This window comes from Actinosynnema sp. NPDC091369 (assembly GCF_044757065.1).
Taxonomy (GTDB): Bacteria; Actinomycetota; Actinomycetes; order Mycobacteriales; family Pseudonocardiaceae; genus Actinosynnema.
In genome coordinates, this window is sequence record NZ_JBIVUG010000014.1 from 154569 (window position 1) to 172284 (window position 17716).

General features: G+C 73.0%; 19 protein-coding genes. 5 read left to right on the plus strand and 14 right to left on the minus strand.

Annotated features, from left to right (window positions below):
- Positions 1-164: 164 nt before the first annotated feature.
- Complete coding sequence (locus ACIQMJ_RS35175; RefSeq protein ID WP_499765312.1) at positions 165-317, minus strand: hypothetical protein; 153 nt, start codon at positions 315-317, stop codon at positions 165-167.
- A 388-nt stretch (positions 318-705) separates the two neighbouring features.
- Here ACIQMJ_RS35175 and ACIQMJ_RS35180 point away from each other — a divergent pair, with 388 nt between their 5' ends.
- The 3 genes from ACIQMJ_RS35180 to ACIQMJ_RS35190 all read left to right on the plus strand — a co-directional run bounded on the left by ACIQMJ_RS35180 (position 706) and on the right by ACIQMJ_RS35190 (position 3520).
- Positions 706-906 (plus strand): cold-shock protein, encoded by a 201-nt coding sequence (locus ACIQMJ_RS35180; RefSeq protein ID WP_499765313.1) that lies wholly within the window; start codon positions 706-708, stop codon positions 904-906.
- 489 nt (positions 907-1395) lie between these two features.
- On the plus strand, positions 1396-3207 hold the full coding sequence (locus ACIQMJ_RS35185; protein ID WP_499765314.1) for a tetratricopeptide repeat protein: 1812 nt from the start codon (positions 1396-1398) through the stop codon (positions 3205-3207).
- A gap of 133 nt (positions 3208-3340) precedes the next feature.
- Positions 3341-3520, plus strand: a complete 180-nt coding sequence (locus ACIQMJ_RS35190) for an RGCVC family protein (protein ID WP_499765315.1) — start codon at positions 3341-3343, stop codon at positions 3518-3520.
- A 1-nt stretch (position 3521) separates the two neighbouring features.
- On the opposite strand, the gene ACIQMJ_RS35195 is transcribed toward ACIQMJ_RS35190, so the two are convergent.
- From ACIQMJ_RS35195 to ACIQMJ_RS35215, 5 genes are all read right to left on the minus strand, one after another.
- A complete protein-coding gene (locus ACIQMJ_RS35195) occupies positions 3522-4001 on the minus strand; it encodes a YbaB/EbfC family nucleoid-associated protein (RefSeq protein WP_499765316.1) in 480 nt (159 codons plus the stop codon).
- Positions 3998-4483 carry a hypothetical protein gene (locus ACIQMJ_RS35200; protein ID WP_499765317.1) on the minus strand — a complete coding sequence of 162 codons (486 nt, stop codon included), beginning with the start codon at positions 4481-4483 and terminating at the stop codon, positions 3998-4000. The genes ACIQMJ_RS35195 and ACIQMJ_RS35200 overlap by 4 nt, the downstream gene beginning before the upstream one ends.
- A gap of 23 nt (positions 4484-4506) precedes the next feature.
- The gene (locus ACIQMJ_RS35205) at positions 4507-5868 is read right to left on the minus strand and encodes a putative T7SS-secreted protein (protein ID WP_499765318.1); all 1362 of its coding nucleotides are present in this window, start codon (positions 5866-5868) and stop codon (positions 4507-4509) included.
- A complete protein-coding gene (locus ACIQMJ_RS35210) occupies positions 5868-6167 on the minus strand; it encodes a WXG100 family type VII secretion target (protein WP_499765319.1) in 300 nt (99 codons plus the stop codon). The genes ACIQMJ_RS35205 and ACIQMJ_RS35210 overlap by 1 nt, the downstream gene beginning before the upstream one ends.
- A gap of 129 nt (positions 6168-6296) precedes the next feature.
- A complete protein-coding gene (locus ACIQMJ_RS35215; protein WP_499765320.1) occupies positions 6297-6791 on the minus strand; it encodes an RrF2 family transcriptional regulator in 495 nt (164 codons plus the stop codon).
- A gap of 82 nt (positions 6792-6873) precedes the next feature.
- Here ACIQMJ_RS35215 and ACIQMJ_RS35220 point away from each other — a divergent pair, with 82 nt between their 5' ends.
- Complete coding sequence (locus ACIQMJ_RS35220; RefSeq protein WP_499765321.1) at positions 6874-7617, plus strand: SDR family oxidoreductase; 744 nt, start codon at positions 6874-6876, stop codon at positions 7615-7617.
- A gap of 48 nt (positions 7618-7665) precedes the next feature.
- On the opposite strand, the gene ACIQMJ_RS35225 is transcribed toward ACIQMJ_RS35220, so the two are convergent.
- The 8 genes from ACIQMJ_RS35225 to ACIQMJ_RS35260 all read right to left on the minus strand — a co-directional run bounded on the left by ACIQMJ_RS35225 (position 7666) and on the right by ACIQMJ_RS35260 (position 16521).
- Positions 7666-9822 (minus strand): MMPL family transporter, encoded by a 2157-nt coding sequence (locus tag ACIQMJ_RS35225; RefSeq protein ID WP_499765322.1) that lies wholly within the window; start codon positions 9820-9822, stop codon positions 7666-7668.
- A 5-nt stretch (positions 9823-9827) separates the two neighbouring features.
- A complete protein-coding gene (locus ACIQMJ_RS35230; protein ID WP_499765323.1) occupies positions 9828-10415 on the minus strand; it encodes a TetR/AcrR family transcriptional regulator in 588 nt (195 codons plus the stop codon).
- A 104-nt stretch (positions 10416-10519) separates the two neighbouring features.
- Positions 10520-11509, minus strand: coding sequence for an alpha/beta fold hydrolase (locus tag ACIQMJ_RS35235; protein ID WP_499765324.1), 990 nt, complete (start codon positions 11507-11509; stop codon positions 10520-10522).
- 87 nt (positions 11510-11596) lie between these two features.
- Entirely contained in the window at positions 11597-12820 is a 1224-nt protein-coding gene (locus ACIQMJ_RS35240; protein WP_499765325.1) for a vWA domain-containing protein, read from the minus strand.
- A complete protein-coding gene (locus tag ACIQMJ_RS35245) occupies positions 12817-14040 on the minus strand; it encodes an AAA family ATPase (protein ID WP_499765326.1) in 1224 nt (407 codons plus the stop codon). The genes ACIQMJ_RS35240 and ACIQMJ_RS35245 overlap by 4 nt, the downstream gene beginning before the upstream one ends.
- Positions 14041-14116: 76 nt before the next feature.
- Positions 14117-15466, minus strand: coding sequence for a hypothetical protein (locus tag ACIQMJ_RS35250; RefSeq protein WP_499765327.1), 1350 nt, complete (start codon positions 15464-15466; stop codon positions 14117-14119).
- Between the two features lie 259 nt (positions 15467-15725).
- Positions 15726-15956 carry a DUF7683 domain-containing protein gene (locus ACIQMJ_RS35255; RefSeq protein WP_499765328.1) on the minus strand — a complete coding sequence of 77 codons (231 nt, stop codon included), beginning with the start codon at positions 15954-15956 and terminating at the stop codon, positions 15726-15728.
- 49 nt (positions 15957-16005) lie between these two features.
- Positions 16006-16521, minus strand: a complete 516-nt coding sequence (locus ACIQMJ_RS35260) for a pyridoxamine 5'-phosphate oxidase family protein (protein ID WP_499765329.1) — start codon at positions 16519-16521, stop codon at positions 16006-16008.
- A gap of 504 nt (positions 16522-17025) precedes the next feature.
- Between ACIQMJ_RS35260 and ACIQMJ_RS35265 the strand changes: the two genes are divergently transcribed.
- Positions 17026-17716, plus strand: a 691-nt coding sequence (locus ACIQMJ_RS35265; RefSeq protein ID WP_499765330.1) for a leucine-rich repeat domain-containing protein, incomplete at its 3' end; no start/stop codon positions are given.

Below are 17716 nucleotides of genomic sequence, written 5' to 3' on the forward strand. Positions count from 1 at the left end.
GGCTCGCGGTCGACGTGGACGAGCTCGCGGTGGCGACGGAGGCCGCCGCCGTGCCCGTGCCGCCCTGGTGCCCGTGCCGGACACGCCGGACTTCCGGCACGGCGCGGACGACGAGGGCGGCTACCGCCCGTTCTACCGGTGGGACCGGGTGGTCGCGGCGCCGGTCAGGAGGTGCCGCCGGTGCTCTGCGGCGGCACGTCGGCCGGCTCGCGGAACAGGTCGGTGTAGGAGCGCTGCTCGTCCCGGCGCACGAGGGCGACGTCCTCGGGCCGGTCCGTGTCCGGGTGGCTGAACAGCTCTTGGTACGTGGATGACATGTGTTTCCGACTTTCTCCGCGCCCGCTGCGTGCTCACGGTCGGCGGTGCCGGTCCGGAGATCCCCGCACGGCGCGAGGGGTGTTCGGGGTCTGAAAAAGAACTTCCCCGATGGCACCCACGTTACACGTAGTGACACCATCGGGCTCACCGCTTTACCCAAGGGTGATCTGGGTCACTTCGGGCGGCCGGGCGGGAAGGAACCCGGGCACCGCCCGGTTGTACGGGGCGGTCGTCAATCTTGTGTCCGTGTTTCCACTGAAGTTTCGCGGAATGATGTTGCGGACGAAGCTCTTTCTTTGCCTTGCGGGACAAGCCGGAGAAGTCGTCGTCTGAAATCCGACCCGACGCCCCGACCGGGGCGCCGCACCCGGCTCGCAAGGAGAGATCATGACTCAGGGCACCGTGAAGTGGTTCAACGCCGAGAAGGGCTTCGGCTTCCTCGCCCAGGAGAACGGCCCGGACGTCTTCGTGCACTACTCGGAGATCGAGGGCAACGGCTACCGCAGCCTCGAGGAGAACCAGCGCGTCGAGTTCGACGTCAACCAGGGCCCCAAGGGCCCGCAGGCCGTCGGCGTCCGCGCCCTCTGACCTGCTCCTACCGGCGGTGACGCCGGCGGAGACGTGAACCCCCGACGCCCCTGGGCCCCGATCCGGAGCCCAGGGGCGTCGGGGTTCACCGCGCGGCACGACCGGTTCCGCGTCACGACCTCGGCCGGCGCGACCGGGATCGACACCGCCGAAGCCCTCGACCTCGGGTAGTCCCGACAGGACGGCGATCAGCCGCAGGTCCGCCTGCTCGGTCGCCGACAGGTGCCGGTCCAGCAGCGCGCCGTCGAGCACGGACAGGCACTCGTCCGCGCGCGGCAGGATGTGCCCGAGCAGTCCCGCCGCGGCGTGGGCGTCGTGCAGCGCCGAGTGCGCCCGCCCCGCGTCGGCGGTCAGCGGCACGCCCAGCCCCGTCCGGCGTAACTCCCGGCTCGGCGCGGGAATCCCTCACTCCACAATGGACCGTTCACGGGCGGTCGTCCGCCCTGGTGATCCACTCGGGTTACGATTCGGCGCCGACCTGGAGGGGCCATGGGACACGAGGGATCCGAGCACTGCGCCGACGAGCGGTTGGACGCCGGGGGCGAAGTCGCCCTCGCCCGCTTGATCCTGGCCGGCGGCGACCTCGACCACGCCGCCCGCCACCTCGCCGACGCGCTCGCGACCGACCCGCGGCTGCCCGACGCGCACGAGGCGCTGGCCGAGCTCGTCGCCCGCGCGGGCGGGCCGCGGGAGGCGTTGCGGCACTTCGAGCCCGAGCCGGAGCGGGCGTTCATCGGCACGGTCGCCGCGCACGCGCACCTGTGCGCGATGGCGGGCCACTGGGACCAGGCCGTGCAGGAGCTGTTCGCGGTCGCCGCCCACGAGCCGCACCGGCCGTGGCTGGACGTCGCCTGGCTGCACCGCCCCGACCTGCCCGACCTGCTCGACCCCGACGCCGCCGCCATCGCCGTGGCGCGGTTCGCGCAACCGCTGGCCGACCCGGTCGAACCCGCCGAGCGCCCGCCGCTGCTGCCCGCGCTGACCCTGCTGCGCGGCTGCGTCGCCCGCCACCCCGAGCACGCGATGCTGCTGTGGTGCGGCTCCACGCTGGCCCGCCGGCTCGGCGCGTTCGACGAGGCCGTCGCGTGGGCGCAGCGGTCGTTCGACGTCGAGCCGACCCACCAGGCGGCGGTGATGAAGGGCTACGCGCTGCGCACCGCGGGCCGGCCCGACGACGCCCTCGCCACCTGGCAGCGCGAAGCGGCCCGCACGCCCGACGACCTGGACCTGTTCCTCGACATCGCCGACCTGCTGGAGGCGATGGGCCGCCCGGCCGAGGGGCTGGAGTGGGCGCAACGCGCGGCCGACGCGAACCCCGAGCACCCGAAGGCCCTGGCCACCGCCCTGGGCCTGCGGCACGTGGTGGACGACGACGTGCGGCACCTCGTCGCGCTCGCCGACCACCTGCGGGACCGGCCGGACCACGGCTACGCCGCCGACGTGCTGGCCCGGCGCGCCCGGGGCCGCTCGTGGCTGGGCCGCGTGCCCGATCCCACCGAGGCCGTGGCCAACCTGCTGGGCGAGGTGCTGGAGCAGCACGAGCCCGCGCCCGAGGCCGTGCTGAACGTGACGCTGTCGGCCTTGGAGCCGCCGAGCGCGCTGCTGGCGCTGCGGTCGGCGTTCCCGCTGGCCTCCGTGACGCCCGAGCACGCGCCGGAACCGGACCTCAGGCTGCCGGTCCGCGAGGTCCGGCACACCGTGTGGACCTACGACGGGCTGCTGGCGCGCCCCGCCGTGCCACCGCCCGCGCCGGAGGCCGCCGAGGCGGTGCGCGGTGTCGCCGCGTTCCGCTGGCCGTCCCTGCCCGCCGCGTACGACCGGGCGGTCGTGCTGTCCGCGCTGGACCCGCGCGACCTGCTGGGCGTGCTGGTCCACCCGCCCGTGCCGCCGGACGACGAGGTGGGCCGCGCCCTGGCCCGCCACGCACCGCAGCTGTGGGTGCGCGCCGTGCAGGCGTGGGCGTGCCTCGGGCTGGCGCACCACCGCGCCGACGAGCCGTGGCCCGCCTCCCGCCGCCGCGAGATCCTGGCCGACCTGCTCAACGGGCCGGAGGACTGGGTGTCGGAGGCCGCCGGGCTGGCGCTGGTCGCCACGGCGTGGGTGCAGCCGGCGACGCGGGCGGACGTGCGGGAGCTGGTCGTGCGGCGGCTGCTGGACGCGGCGCGGGCCCGGCAGACCCGGGAGGTGACCGTGCTGGCGTCGCTGTGCGAGCTGGCCCTGGCCGTGCCGGACCTGGACGACCCGTTCGCCGCCCTGGCCCGCGACGTGCTGGCCGCCGAACGCCCTCCGGCCGAGGGCTAGCGCCGGTTCTGCGTGTACCTTCGGGTGCAGGCGGGAACCGTTCGAGCATCAGTCACGAGTTGCCGGTGTCCCGACGCCATCACGCACCGCCCGGAGATCGACGTGTTCCGCGGGTGCGGACAGGACAGATCCGATGAACCACGTCCTACCGACCGTCGAGTCGACCGCCCCCGGTGGCGCCACCGACGCCACCGGGAACCGCCAGTGCGTCGCGTGCCCGCACCCGTGGGCCTCCCACGACCGGATCGCGCTGCGCTTCTGCGCCGCGACCGTCAGCGGGAAGCACGGCCGGGGTTGCGTCTGCGGCTCCTGAGTCACCAGGCGTCGCGGCTGCGGTAGGCGGGTTCCGGCTCCTCGTCCTCCACCGGCGCGGTCCGGCGGACCACCCGCGGCGGCACGGCGGCCGGGAGTTCCCGCGGCGGCTCGTCGCCGAACACCCGGCGGTCCTCGGCCAGCACGCGGTCCAGCAGCGTCGTGTCGCCCAGCGCCGAGCGGACCACCTCGGCCTGCCTGCGGGCCGCGTCCGCGCGGGCCAGGGCGATCACGCGCAGCGTCACCGACGACAGCGCGGCCGGGTCGGTGGTGCGCACGGCCGGGCCGAACGCGATCGACTTGACCGCGCCGTCCGACCCGGCGACCACGGTCACCAGGCCGTCCCCGGACGACGCCGTCCCGACCACGTCCCGCAGTCCCTCCGCCATGCGCCGGAACGACTCCGCGCGCAGCCGGTTGTCGGCCGCGGCCGTGTCGATGGCCTCGATGCGGCGCAGCAGGATGTCGGCGGACTCCGTCACCGCGATGCCCCTTCGTCCGGTCGGATGGTCTTCAGGAACGCCTGGAAGTCGTCCACCAGGTCCTCGAACTGCTCGGGCGTCGCGCTGAGCACGATCTCCAGCACCGCCCGCCGGCGCGGGTCGCGCACGTCCGCCATGGCCAGGAACACCTGCAACTGCACCAGGTCCACGGGCCGGCCGCCGATGGGCGCGGTCAGCCGCAGCACCTGCGTGTAGGCCGACTCCAGCTCGTTGCGCCGACCGACCTCCACCGCGCCGACGCCGCGTTCCAGCCGCGCCGCGGCCCGGTCGGCCAGCTCCGCCAGCGTCACGTCGTCGCCGTGGACCTCGCCGCTGATCGTGATGTTCGCGGTGAACCCGGCGCCGCCACCGGGACGCAGCGCGACGAACGCCGCCTGCGGCGCGCCGACCTCGTCGGGCGGCGCGGACAGCCACCCGTCGGGCAGCGAGAACTCGATCGGCACCGGGAGCGTGGTGGCCATGGCTGGTGTCCTCCTGGGGTCGTTCATCGGCCGAACAGCCGACCGATCGCGCGTCCGGCGTTCTCCACGCCGCGGCCGACGTCCTTGGCGATCTCGCCCACGTCGTCCGCGACGTCGACCACCGTCTCCACGACCTCGACCGGGTCGACGCTGACGTCGAACCCGACCTTGCCACCCACACCGAACGCGAGCCCCACCGACCCGCCGACGTGGAACTTGCCGTCCTCGCCCAGGCCGAACTGCCCACTGGCGTGCGCGCCGACCCCGGCCCACGCCTCGCCGTTCACGCCGGCGCCGATGCCCGCGACCTCCGCGCCCGCCTCGCCGGACACCTTGGCCCCCGCGAACGCCTCCGCGTCGCCCTTCACGCCGAGCAGCCCGATGGTGCCCTTCGCCTCGGCGGCCACGCCGATCGTGCCCTCGGCGCTGCCGGACACGTTCGCGTGCTGCCCGAGCTTGATCTCGCCGTCCGCGTACCCGCTGGCCAGGTACGCGCCCGCGTGCGCGCCGACCGACACGCCCGCGTAGCTCGCGGTCGCCGTGTAGCCGGCGTCCGCGCCGAGCACGGAGCCGCCGATCCGGCCCTTGCCGGAGAGGGGCCCCGCGTCGAAGTCGCCGTCCTTCTCGCCGTGCTTGACGTCGACGTGCTTGTCGTCGCCCCACTCGCGCTCGTGCAGGTCGATGCCGAACTTCTCGGCGATCTCCCCGAGCGCTTCGGTGAGCAGCCGCTTGGACTCGCTGCCGGACTTGCTCTCGTACGAGCGCCCGTTGACGCCGTACTGCCAGCCGCCGGTGTCCTCGCCGTCCTCGTCCTTCTCGCGGTGCGCCGCGCCGAACGTCTCCTTGCCGAACGACTTCTTGTAGCCGCCCTTGCCGTCGGACTCCCAGCCGAGCGCCTTGGCGACGACGTCACCGATGCCGCGCAGGCCCTGGCGGGCGTCGTCGAGCACCTTCTGCGCCTCGGCGGCGCCCGCCTGGCCGGGGTCCTGGAACGGCGCGGCCGGCGCACCGGAGAGCGCCGCGGCGGCGTGCTCGGCGGCGGCCAGCCGGGTCGCGGCCTGCGCCTGGAGGTACAACTCGACGGCGCGTTGCGCCTCGCGCTGGCTCGCGACCAGCGCGTCGCCGTAGTCGGCCAGCAGCTGCCCGCCGCCGCCGAGGTCTTCCCCGGCGCGCAGCCAGCGGGGCGGTTCGGCCTGGAACGCCGACTGGAACGCGCCGCTCGCCGTGCCGCTCCACCCGCCCACGCCGATCCGGCCGAGGTCCGCGCCGACGGCCACGACCGTCCGCACCGCGTCCACGAGCTGCCGCAGGTCGCCGGAGATCAGCTCGGGCTCGCCGGGGACGAGCGCCTTGGGGTCCTCGGTCTCGCCGAGTCGTGCGGCCATCAGGACACCGGCCCTTGCGGGTTGAGCCGCCCGAAGACGTCCGCGCGCTCGCCGTCGACGTCCACATAGGACGACGCCGCCGCGCGCAGCCCGATGGCGTGCTCGTCGGCCTCTTGGCGCAGCCGCCGCACGTGGGCGCGCATCTCCTCGATGAACATCTCCCATGCGCCGGCGACCCCGGCGTGCCCGTACTCGCCGCTCGGACCGCTCCACACCACGCCCGCGGTGCGGTCCCCGACCTCGCCGATCTGCCCGGCCGCCCGCCGCAACTCCTCGGGCGCCGCCCCGAACCCACTCATGTCCGTCCCCACCAGTCCACTCGACACCACGCCGTCAGACGGCGCAGGCGCGTCGGCCGTTCCCAGGGGTACACCTATATCGGCAGGCGCAGTGCCCGCGCAGTCGTTCGGCCGAATCGGGTGCGCGCCTCAGGGCGTCCGACGGGTCGCGGACGCCGTCGCGGCGAGCAGGGAGCGGGTGCGGGCGGGCGCGGTCGGCGGCAGCTCGGCGAGCACGTCGGCGAGCGAGTCGGCGGCCAGGGTGCGCCGCCACGCGGCGTGCGCGTCGGCCATCTTCGCCGCGAGCACGCACGCGTCGCGGCAGTCCTCGGCGGGCAGCGCGCCCCGCCCCCGCTGCCGGATCTCCTGGCACTCGTACGGCGAGGACGCCCCGTCGACCGCCTCCACCACCTGCAACAACGTGATCTCGGCGGCGGGCCGGGCGAGTCGGAAGCCGCCGCGCGGGCCGGTCGTCGCGGCCAGCACGCCCGCCTTGACCAGCGCCTGCAACTGCTTGGCGAGGTAGGGCGCGGGCAGGTCGTAGTAGGCCGCGAGCTGGGCCGCCGACGCGGTGGCCCCCGGTTCGAGCTGCGCCAGGGTGGTGGCGCAGTGCAGTACCCACTCCGTGCTCACAGGCAGCTTCACCCGGCCAGTCTATCCAAGATATTGCGGATCTATTTAGTCCGCGATAGGTTCGTGGCAGGTACTCGGCAGTGGAAGGATCGTCATGCGGATCGCAGTGGCCGGCGCGACCGGCAACATCGGCTCCCTCACCGTCGCCGCCCTGGAGCGCGGCGGGCACGACGTGGTGCGCGTCAGCCGCTCGGCGGGCGTCGACCTGCGGACCGGTGAAGGGCTCGACGCGGCGCTGGCCGGTGTCGACGCGGTGGTGGACGCCACGAACATCGCGGCGGTCGACCGCGCCCGGACGGTGGAGCTGTTCGGCGCGATGACGCGCACGCTGCTCGACGCCGAGGCGCGCGCCGGCGTGCGGCACCACGTGCTGCTGTCGATCGTCGGCATCGCCGACATCGAGGGCAACGCGCACTACGCGGGCAAGCGCGAGCAGGAACGCCTGGTCACCGAGGGGCCCGTGCCGTGGACGATCGTGCCGGCCACGCAGTTCCACGACTTCGCGGAGATGGTCGCGGGCTGGGCCGAGCAGGACGGCGTCGCGGCCATCGCGCCGCTGCTCGTGCAGCCGATCGCGCCGCAGGACGTGGCCGAGGTCCTCGCCGAGATCGCCGTCGGCGAGCCGCAGGGGCGTTACGCGGACGTCGCGGGCCCGGAGACGCAGGACCTGGTCGACATGGCGCGGCGCACGCACCAGGCGCGTGGCCGGGACGTGCGCCTGGTGCCGACGTGGTCGGGCGTGTTCGGCGTGGAGATGAGCGGCAACGCGCTGCTGCCGGGCGACCGCGTCCGCATCGCGCCGACCACGTTCGACGAGTGGCTCGCCAAGTCGGTCTGAGCCCGCGGGAGCGGTCCGGCGCCGGGGTCGGCGCCGGACCGGTCGGGGTCAGCGCCCCGCGTCGACCAGGACCTTGCGGTCCTCCTCCAGCGCCGCGCCCTCCACGTCGAGGGCGGGCAGCCGGCGCAGCCACTTCGGCAGCCACCAAGCCTTCTCGCCCAGCAGGGCCAGCGCGGCGGGCACCAGGACCATGCGGACCACGAACGCGTCGACCAGGATGCCGATGGCCAGCGCGAACGCGATGGACTTCATCGGCCCCTCGCCCGCCGGCACGAAGCCCGCGAACACCGAGAACATGATCAGCGCGGCGGCCACGACCACCGGCGCGGCCTGCCGGAACCCGGTGTGGATCGCGGTCAGCGGCGCCTCGCCGCGGTGGTGCGCCTCGTGCATCCGCGACACCAGGAAGATCTGGTAGTCCATGGCCAGGCCGAACAGGATGCCCACCATCAGGATCGGGGTGAGGCTGAGCAGCGGCCCCGTGCCGTCGAGGTTGACCGCGTCGGCCAGCCAGCCCCACTGGAACACCGCGACCGTCGCGCCCAGCGACGCGCCGATCGTCAGCAGGAAGCCCAGCACGCCCACCAGCGGCACCAGGATCGACCGGAACACCAGCACCAGCAGCACCAGGGCGAGACCCACGACCAGGCCCAGGTAGACCGGCATGGCCTCGTCCAGCGCCACGGCCACGTCCACGCTGACCGCAGTGGCGCCGGTGACGTAGGTCGTCGCGCCGTCCACGTCGGCCAGCCGGTCGCGCAGGTCGGTGACCAGCTGCTCGGTGGCCGCCGTCGCCGGGCCCGACTCCGGGATCACGGTGACCATCGCGGCCGTGCCGTCGGCGTTGGGCCTCGGCGGCGTGACCAGCGCGACGTCCTCCGCGCCCTGGATGGAGGGGATGGCGGCGGCGGCCGTGGCGGCGGCGTCGTCCCCCTCGAACAGCACGATCAGCGGGCCGTTGAAGCCCTCGCCGAAGCCGTCCGCGAGCATCCGCTCCGCGCGGGCCTGGCTGGACTCCGCGGCCGGGGCGGCGACCAGCGTCGTCTCCATCGACAGCACGGGCACGGCGATCGCGCCCAGGCCCACGACGGCCAGCAGCAGCGCCACGACCCGGTGCCGGGCGACCGCGCCGATCCAGCCGCGGAAGAAGCCGCGCCCGTCCGACTCGACGTCCGCGGCGGGTGCCGCGGCGCGCTCCTTGCGCGGCAGCACGCGGCGACCGAGGTAGCCGAGCACGGCCGGCACGAGCGTGACCGCGACGAGCACCGCGACCACGATCGTCAACGCGGCGGCCACGCCCATCTGGGTCAGGAACGGGATGCCGACCACGGCCAGGCCCGCCAGCGCGATGACCACGGTCAGGCCGGCGGTCACGACGGCGGAGCCCGCGGTGCCCACGGCGGTGCCGATGGCGTCGCCCACGTCCCGGCCCCGGCGCAGCTCCTGCCGGTAGCGGTTGATGATGAACAGGGCGTAGTCGATGCCCACCGCCAGGCCCAGCATCGCGGCCAGGATCGGGGTGGTGGACTGGAGGTCCATGAAACCGGTGGCGATGGTGACGCCCAGCGCGCCGATGCCCACGCCGACCGAGGCGGTCAGCAGGTTCATGCCGGCCAGCACCAGCGAGCCGTAGGTGACGGCGAGGACCAGCAGCGCGATGATCACGCCGATGACCTCGGCCGGACCGCCCACGTGCGGCGGCGCCTGGGTGGCCTCGCCGGTCGCCTCGACGGTCAGTCCGGTCACGCCCCGGGTGGCGTCGAAGAGGGCGTTGCGCTGCTCCTCGGTCACGTCGCCGGGCTTGGCCTCGTAGGTGACGGTGCTGTAGGCGACGTTCTGCCCGGCGTTCACGGTGGGCGCCTGCGGGTCGAGCGGGTTGCTCGCCGACGTGACGCCGGGCAGCTCCGAGAGCTGCTGCACCAGCCGGGCGAGCTCCGGCGCGTTCTCCGGGGACGTCACCTGCTGCCCGTCCGGCGCCTGGACGACCACGCGCGCGGTCGCGCCGCCGCCCTGGCCGAACTCGTCGGAGATCTTGTCCAGCGCGGTGGTCGACTCCTGCCCCGGGATGGAGAAGGAGCCGGACGTCGTCCCGGCCAGGGTCGTCGCGCCGACCGCCGTGCCGCCGAGCACGAGCAGCCACAGCAGGACGACGACCAGGCGGCGGCGGTGCGCGCCGGAGCCGAGTCGGTAGAGCAGGCGTGCCATGGGGGTCAGACCTCCCGATGGGATGGGTCGCGGGGGGATGGATCGCGGTGCCCGAGCGCGTCGAGGCAGGTGGCGATGATGTGCGGCCGCCACGCGGTCTTCTCGCCCGCGTGGTTGGCGGCCAGGCTGAGCACGGCGAGGGCGCTGAGCATGCCGATGACGCGGACCAGCCGCTCGGTGTCGCCCGCGTCCTCGTCCGCGCCGAAGACGGCGAGGACGTGCTGGGACAGGGCGTCCAGGCGGTCGCCGTCCACGTCGTCGGCGCCGAGCAGGCTGATCGCGCGGGACTCCAGCGCGATCAGGCCGGGCCGGTCCAGCGCGAAGTCGACCAGCAGCTCCACCGCCCGCCGGTCCCGCGCCGGTCCCGCGGGCACCCGCGTGGCCTGCGCGAACAGCTCGCGGCTGTGCGTGCGCCCGACGTCACGGGCGGCGTCGAACAGCGCCTGCTTGCTCGGGTAGTGGTGCAGCAGGCCCGCCTTCGACAACCCGACCGCGTCGGCCAGGTCCTTCACCGACGTGTGGTCGAACCCGTGCCGGGCGAACAGGCCGGCCACGCGGTCCAGCAACTGGTCCTCGGTGAGCGCTCGAGCCATGACTCCCACGGTACGGAAAAACCTACCGATCCGGTCGGCTTACCGACCGGATCGGTAGGTGGCTTCCGTCACTGGCCGCGAGCCTGCCGACGCGGGCGGCCCGGTCACCCGAGGAAGCGCAGCAGCTCCGCGGCGACGAACGCGGGGTTCTCCTCGACGAGCCAGTGCCCCGCGCCCGGCACGTCCACCGCGCGCACGATGTTCGGCATGCGCGGCGCGGCGGTGGCCCGGATCGCGTCGACCTGCCCCTGGGCGGCCAGGAGCAGGGTCGGCGCCTGGACCGGCGCGGCGGCCACGGTGTCGCGGACGTCCTGGTCCAGCGCGCGGTACAGCTCGAACCCGCCCGCCAGCGCCGCGGGCTCGCGGTAGGTCCGCGCGAACTCGTCGATCTCGGCGTCGCTGAACGGCGACCGGTCGGAGGTGCCGCCGAACGCCGTCCCGCCGAACGAGACCTGCGGGTAGAACAGGGCCAGGTACGCGCGGACGTCGTCGCCCACGACCGCCTCGGGCACCCGTCGCTGGGAGTGGAAGGCGATGTGCCAGCTCAACGTGCGGTAGGTGGCCGCGTCGATCGCGGGGCCGGGCAGCGGCAGGTCGAGGTAGCCGAGGCGGGAGGTGTCGGCGGGGAACCGGCTCGCGTACTGGAACGCGACCGCCGCGCCGAAGTCGTGCCCGATGACGGCGGCGTCCCGGATGCCGAGCCGGTCGGCGACCAGCCCGTGCACGTACCGCGCCAGCGTGGCCTTGTCGTAGCCGGTCGGCGCGCCCGTGCCATCGCCGAGGCCGGGCAGGTCGACCGCGTAGACGGTGTGGTGCTCGGCGAGGGCGGGCATGATCGGCCACCAGCCGTACCAGGTCTGCGGCCAGCCGTGGATCAGCACCACGGGCGTGCCGCTGCCCCCGGTCACGTAGTGCATGCGGACACCGTCGACCTCGGCGGACTCGTGCCGGAAGGTCCCTTGGAACGCCGGGTCGTCCCGCGTGGCGGCGGCGTGCGGCGGACTCGCGTCGGCGCCCGGCGTGGCGCAGGACGTGGTGCTTATCGTGAGCAGGACGGCGAGCGCCCCCGTGAACAGGCGCGTCGATGTGGTCATCGGTGTTCCTCCGGTCGGTGTGCGCCCAGTTTTGGCGGCCGCACACCGACCTGGCACGAGAACTTGCCGTTCCGGCAAGAGAGCGGATCAGCCGAGGGTGACCACCCGCGCCCACGCGGGCGGTGCGTCGGGCACGTAGTCGGGGTCCTCTTCGTCGTACCTGCGCTCGCGGGGGAACAGGCCCACCACCGTCCGGCACGGCGGGCGGTCGGCGGGCCAGGGCGTCTGCCCGTCGGTCAGCACGACGATGGCGTCCGGGCGGGGGTTTCGCCGCAGCGCCTTGGCGAAGCCGGTGCGCAGGTCAGTGCCGCCACCGCCCAGCAGCGCGATCCCCTCGGCGCGGCACAGCGGACCCGTGACGTGCGCGGCGGCGTCGCAGGACAGCACCGACACGAGGTCGCGCCGACCGCCCACCGCGTGCACGATCGCGGCGATCTCGAGCAGGGCGCTCCCCAGCTCGGTGTCGCTCACCGACCCGGAGGTGTCGACGACGACGCAGACGCGCGGCGGCCGGCGGCGCAGGCTCGGCAGGACGACACCGGGCAGACCGGCCGACCGGCGCGACGGCCGTCCGTAGCTGTAGTCCTCGCCCGCGCCGGGACCGGACACCGCCGAGCGGACCGCCGCACCCAGGAGCTCGCGCCACGGCTGCGGCGGGTGGAACGCCTCCCGCGCCCACCGCCGCCAGCTCCGCGGGGCGCTGCCGGGGTGGGCGGTGAGCCCTTCCGCCACCCGGAACCGGACCGCGTCCCGTTCCTGCGCGCTGAGCCCGTGCGCGCCGTCCGGTCCGAGGTCCCAGTCCCGCTCCAGCCCGTCGGCACCGCTGCCGCAGTCCAGCCAGGTGAACGCGTTGGTGCGGGGCCCGAGCCGGAACCGGCGCAGGTAGTCCTCCATCAGCTCGCCGTCGGGCAACCCGAGCAGGGCCGGGCGGACGGCGCCCTCCGGCTCGGGCAACCCGTCGCCGAACACGTCGTCGTTGATCTCGCAGTCGGCCGCGATGTTCATCCGCAGCCGCTCCCCCGGCCCGGTCAGCCCGTGCTCGGCCGCGAACCGGTCGCTGCGGCCGTGGTGGTCGCGCAACAGGTGCGAGACCTCGTGCACCCACACCCCGGCCAGTTCTTCGACCGGGGCCCGCGCCACGAACGCCGGCGAGACGTAACAGCGCCAGTGCTGGTCCACGGCCATCGTCGGCACCCGCCGCGATTCGACGACGTGCAGCGCGAACAACGCCGTCGCCAGGTACGGCCGGCTCCGCACCGCGTGCAGCCGCGCGGCGAAGAGCTTCTCCTCGTCCAGCGCGCCCGGCGTCATCGGCGGGCACCGACGGCGACCGCCGCCCGGTCCGCGCGCCGGGACAGCGACACCGCGCCGGCCAGCCGCTCGATGGCCGCCGGCACCTGCCAGTCGTCACGGCGCAGCGCGGCGAGCGTGGACGCCGGCACGACCACCAGGTCCGGCGCGCCGGTCTCCAGCGCCAGCACGAGCAGCGACCACGCCGCGTCCCAACGGGACCGCTCCGGCCGCTTGCGCACCGCCTCCACCACCCCGTCGAGCACGGTCTGGCGCAGGTCGCCGCGTTCGGGCAGGACGGCCGCCGCCGGGTCCGCGAGCAGCACCTCGGGGTCCGGCAGGTCCATCCGGTCCAGGCTCGCCACCAACTCCAGCCCCGGCCCGTCCCCCACCGTGCCGCGCACGAGCGTCGACAGCACCTCGCGCGACGCGCCCGCCGCCGTGGCGAACGCGATCAGCCGCAGTGCCATCTCCCAGCTGCGCGGTGACGGCCACGCACCGCCGCGGCCCGCCTCGCTCTTCGGCAGTTGGTGCACGAGCCGGGGTCGTGCCGCCAGCAGTTCGCACACCGCGCGGCGCGCGAACGCCACCGCGTCGGTCAGCCGACCAGGGTCCAGCCGGGGCAGCTCGGCCCTCGGCCACGTCCCGCCCAACCCGCGCACCACCACGTCGTGGTCGTAGGTCCACTGCACGTGGACGAACCGGTTGGCCAGCGGCGGGCTCAGCTCCCACCCGTCGGCCGCGGAGGACCGCGGGTTCGCGGCGGCCACGATCCGGACACCGGGCGGGAGCCGCAGAGCGCCGATCCGCCGTTCGAGCACGACCCGCAGCAGCGCTGCCTGGACGGCCGGGGGCGCGGTCGACAGCTCGTCGAGGAACAGCAGGCCGTGACCGGCCCGGACCAGGCGCACGGCCCAGTCGGGCGGGGCCATCGGCACGCCCTGCACGGCCGGGTCGTCACCGACCACCGGCAGCCCGGAGAAGTCGGACGGCTCGTGCACGCTGGCGATCACCGTGGTCAGCGGCAGGTCGAGGGCGTCGGCGAGCTGGGTCAGGGCCGAGGTCTTGCCGATGCCCGGCTCGCCCCACAGCAGCACGGGCAGGTCGGCGGAGACCGCGAGCATCAAGGCTTCCAGCTGGGCGTCGGGCCGGGGCTCCGTGGTCGTGTCGTGGAGCAGGGCGAGCAGTTCGGCGGCGGTGTCCATCGGTCGGACGTGCGCCGCTTCGGAAGTGGAATCCATGGCAACAGGCATGTTTTGTTCACCTTGGGGTTCTGGGGGCCGTGCGTCGCGCATCGGCCGAGGCGAGTGCGGGAAGTCAGCGAGCGGCCGCGTGGCGCGCGCGGGTCCTGCATTGGCGGCGGCGAGGACCGCCTGCGGTGGGACCGATCCCGGTCCCGGCCAACCCGGCCCGGTACAGCCCGTGCGCCACCCGGCGCTGGTGGGCCGTCTCCAACTCGTCCCGCAACGTCCCGCTGCGCAGCGACGCGTCCGGTCCGAGGAGGGTTTCGACGGCGGCGAGCGCGCCTGCGGTGTCGCCGTGGTCGAGCCGGGCGCGGACGTCCGGGAGTGATTCCGGGTGCCGGTGCGCGTCGTCGATCGTCCGCAGGCAGGGCAGGGGCGGGCCGCCCAACGCGACCAGCAGCTCTTCGCGGCGGATCTCGTCGGGGTCGTGGTCGAGCGGCACGAGGATTCCGTCCACCACACCGATCCGGTGCGTGGCGCCACGGCACTCGACCAGGTGAACGTCGCCCGGACCGTCCGGACCGCGTGGGGCTTCGGCCGGCCGGTGGTCCGGCAGGAGTGCCGACGCCACAAGGGGGTGCAGCCGATCGGCGTCGATCAACCCCGCCCGGAGCAACTCCCAGTCGGGCAGCACGGACGTCGCGGCCTCGGGCAGCACCGGCAGCAGCCGACCACCGGGACGGACCGCCGTGACCCGCGCCCCGCCGTGCGCCCCGACCTCCAGCACCAGCCGGCGCTTACCCCCGAGCCGCACGCTGACCAACCGGCCGGGAGAGCCCTCGGCCCGCAACAGCAACGCCGCCTCGTGCCCCCAACGCCCGACCGCGAACCCCTCCCACCGCGCATCCGCGACGGGTTCGCCACCGGCCGACCCGGGTCCCGCCCCGGCCCGTTCCGCCAGCTCCCCGACCCGGCGGACGTCCCACAGGTGCCGGTGCAGGTCCAACCGAAACCGCCGGTCGGGCCTGGGATGGGGATGCGGACCGGCCCGGGACGCCTCCCACAGCGCCAGGCTGATCCGCTGACCACCCTGCGCCCACGCGGGCGGCGTGCGCGCCACCAGGTGCACCGACACGTCACCGCCGCCCTCAGCGGAGGGCAGGCGGTACCGCGCCAACGACACCGTGAGGCCAGGCCGCAACAGCCCGTCCGGAGCGACCCTCGGGAAGTGCCAACGAAGCAGGTCGGGCGCCAGGTGGCGCAGATCGTCCCGAACCCGCTCCGCCCCCGACCGGCCATGGGCGCGGCGAACGGCTCTCAGGTCCAGGTCCACATCGACACGGGCGGCGGCACAGGCCCCGGCCCAATCGCCCGCGACGCGGCGGGCGGTCGCCGTCTCGATCATCGACGGCGGCACGGCGAACTCGCGCACGCGTGCCCAGAAAAGGAGGCGGACGTTCTCATTCGCGGTCAAGGTGCGCATCAGCACTCACCTTGGGCGAACGGAACCTCCGATCTGCTCACGTAGGTAACCATCACGGGAAGCGTAGCAGGACCGACATCGACCGGGCCCGACTTCCGGCAACCACCCACCGAGTCCACAGAGGACGATCACGACCGGCCGTGGACCTCCGGCGTCGTTCGCTGCTGATCCTCGCCTGCCGGTCGTTCAGTCCTCGATCGAGCTTTCCGGGCGCACGGGCGACGCTCCCCTGGAGGACGGCGTCGCCCTGCCGGGCCACCTACACCCGGAACTCGATGAAGTAGTCGTAGTCATCCGGCCTCACCTCGCCTTCAAGGATGTCGGTCACCCGGTCGAGACTCGCACCGGTCACCGGGAACGAGTCCGCGCGCAAGTTCGGGTAGTCGCCCACCAGTGACTTGACCACGTCATCGTCGATCGACTCGGGAAGCGGCATCTCCGCGACGAAGGCATCGCCGTGCTTCTCGAATGCGAGGAGGACCCAGCTCATCGCCGGCACTTCCGTTCTTGGGACAGGACCCTTGACCGCGAGCCGGCGGTCACTGGGCGATGAGCTTCGCGGCGTCGGGGGCGTAGACGGTCATCCAGTGCGGATGCAGCCGGTAGTAGAACACGTCCTTGTCCCAGTCGCCGTGATCGCCGTAGAAGTCCTTGAAGTACGTGAGCAGGTCCGGCCAGTCCGCGGCCGGCTCGTCGTCCTCGGGATTGAGGATCTCCACCGTGCCGTGCGTGAACACTCCCAGGTCCTCGCCGCGCATGTGCGCGACGCTGGCGGCGGGGCGGGCCGCGAGGTGGCGGGCCTTGGCGGCGCTGCGCGCTGTGCCGAAGTACCACTTGCCGTGCAGGAAGTGCCCGTCCACACCACTGATCCGCGGCTCCCCCTTCGCCGTCACGGTGGACAGGGCGAGGGTGCACATGCCGACCAGGATTCGGGTGAGCTGCTCGGCGGTCAGGGTGTGCTCGGCGACGATCGAACGGAGGTGATCCGTGGAGCGGGACAGCGAGGCGTCGAGCAGGGCTTGGAGCTCGTCGAGTTCTTCGGCTGTTTCACGCATCAACCCACGATATCCACCACCGGACCGTCCCCGGCTCCGTCCTGCAACGCAAGATCAACCAGTCGGTGGCCGAGCACGAAGCAGCTGGGCTGCGCACAACGACCCCGAGACCGCAGGTGGGCGCAAGTGTGGATGCTGTACGTGCCCCCGGTGCGACTCGAACGCACACTGGACGGATTTTGAGTCGGCTACGTAGGCAGGGTACCTATGGCGACCTGGGGCGCAGGTGCCATGACGAGCGCCGGTCGTGGCATCAGAGGCGCACGACAGGGCCTGTTCATGGACAGGCCCATGGACAAAAGTCCACTTAGGATGATCCATCCGGCTCCGGGTCTCCGAGGCGACAAAGCTCCCCGTGCGATCACCCACCGCAGAGCCGAAGCGCGACGCGGCTACCGCAGAGACCACTGCAGCAAGACGACGCCGCTTGATTGCTAACGTTTATACAGGTCCAGACGATGAGCAATACTACCGCAACGTGCGTCCGGAACAGGAGAGCGCCTAGTGACTTACACTCAATCCCAACTCGACAAGCGCCTTAACGACGCCATCGAACAACGCTCACCATCACTGGATCTAAGCAATCTAGGACTGAAAGCCGTACCGAATCCCATCCGCAAACTTACCGAGCTACGCATACTCAAGCTTGCCCAAAACCGCCTCGCGCAACTACCCCACTGGCTTGGAGATCTCACCGGCCTTACTGAACTATGGATCGGCGGCAACCAACTCACTCAACTACCAGAATCACTCGGCAACCTCACCAACCTCACCACCCTCCGGTTCGGGAACAACCGAATCACCCAACTACCCGACTGGATAGAAACTCTCTCAAAACTCACCGTTCTTCGATTTCACAAGAATAAGGTAGCCCAACTACCTGAACAGCTCGAAAACTTGACCAATCTCACTGATCTTTGGCTCGGCAGAAATCGAATCACCCAACTACCCGACTGGCTCGGCAACCTCACCAATCTCACCGACATCGACCTTTCAGGAAGCCAACTCACCGAAGTACCCCACTGGCTAACCAACCTCACCAACCTCACCACCCTCCGACTACGCAACAACCGAATCACCCAACTACCCGACTGGCTCGACAACCTCACCAACCTCACCACCCTGTCAGTAGACAACAACCAACTCACTCAACTACCAGAATCACTCGGCAACCTCACCAACCTCACCACCCTCT

What these genes read in the sequence shown, in the direction of transcription:
- ACIQMJ_RS35240 (WP_499765325.1), bottom strand. Translation starts at nt 12,820, where the DNA reads ATGACGCCGGGCGCGCTGGACGAGGAGAAGCTCTTCGCCGCGCGGCTG.
- ACIQMJ_RS35235 (WP_499765324.1), bottom strand. Translation starts at nt 11,509, where the DNA reads ATGACCACATCGACGCGCCTGTTCACGGGGGCGCTCGCCGTCCTGCTC.
- ACIQMJ_RS35260 (WP_499765329.1), bottom strand. Translation starts at nt 16,521, where the DNA reads ATGCGTGAAACAGCCGAAGAACTCGACGAGCTCCAAGCCCTGCTCGAC.
- ACIQMJ_RS35200 (WP_499765317.1), bottom strand. Translation starts at nt 4,483, where the DNA reads ATGGCCACCACGCTCCCGGTGCCGATCGAGTTCTCGCTGCCCGACGGG.
- ACIQMJ_RS35180 (WP_499765313.1), top strand. Translation starts at nt 706, where the DNA reads ATGACTCAGGGCACCGTGAAGTGGTTCAACGCCGAGAAGGGCTTCGGC.
- ACIQMJ_RS35210 (WP_499765319.1), bottom strand. Translation starts at nt 6,167, where the DNA reads ATGAGTGGGTTCGGGGCGGCGCCCGAGGAGTTGCGGCGGGCGGCCGGG.
- ACIQMJ_RS35185 (WP_499765314.1), top strand. Translation starts at nt 1,396, where the DNA reads ATGGGACACGAGGGATCCGAGCACTGCGCCGACGAGCGGTTGGACGCC.
- ACIQMJ_RS35245 (WP_499765326.1), bottom strand. Translation starts at nt 14,040, where the DNA reads ATGGATTCCACTTCCGAAGCGGCGCACGTCCGACCGATGGACACCGCC.
- ACIQMJ_RS35250 (WP_499765327.1), bottom strand. Translation starts at nt 15,466, where the DNA reads ATGCGCACCTTGACCGCGAATGAGAACGTCCGCCTCCTTTTCTGGGCA.
- ACIQMJ_RS35190 (WP_499765315.1), top strand. Translation starts at nt 3,341, where the DNA reads ATGAACCACGTCCTACCGACCGTCGAGTCGACCGCCCCCGGTGGCGCC.
- ACIQMJ_RS35225 (WP_499765322.1), bottom strand. Translation starts at nt 9,822, where the DNA reads ATGGCACGCCTGCTCTACCGACTCGGCTCCGGCGCGCACCGCCGCCGC.
- ACIQMJ_RS35175 (WP_499765312.1), bottom strand. Translation starts at nt 317, where the DNA reads ATGTCATCCACGTACCAAGAGCTGTTCAGCCACCCGGACACGGACCGG.
- ACIQMJ_RS35255 (WP_499765328.1), bottom strand. Translation starts at nt 15,956, where the DNA reads ATGAGCTGGGTCCTCCTCGCATTCGAGAAGCACGGCGATGCCTTCGTC.
- ACIQMJ_RS35220 (WP_499765321.1), top strand. Translation starts at nt 6,874, where the DNA reads ATGCGGATCGCAGTGGCCGGCGCGACCGGCAACATCGGCTCCCTCACC.
- ACIQMJ_RS35205 (WP_499765318.1), bottom strand. Translation starts at nt 5,868, where the DNA reads ATGGCCGCACGACTCGGCGAGACCGAGGACCCCAAGGCGCTCGTCCCC.
- ACIQMJ_RS35230 (WP_499765323.1), bottom strand. Translation starts at nt 10,415, where the DNA reads ATGGCTCGAGCGCTCACCGAGGACCAGTTGCTGGACCGCGTGGCCGGC.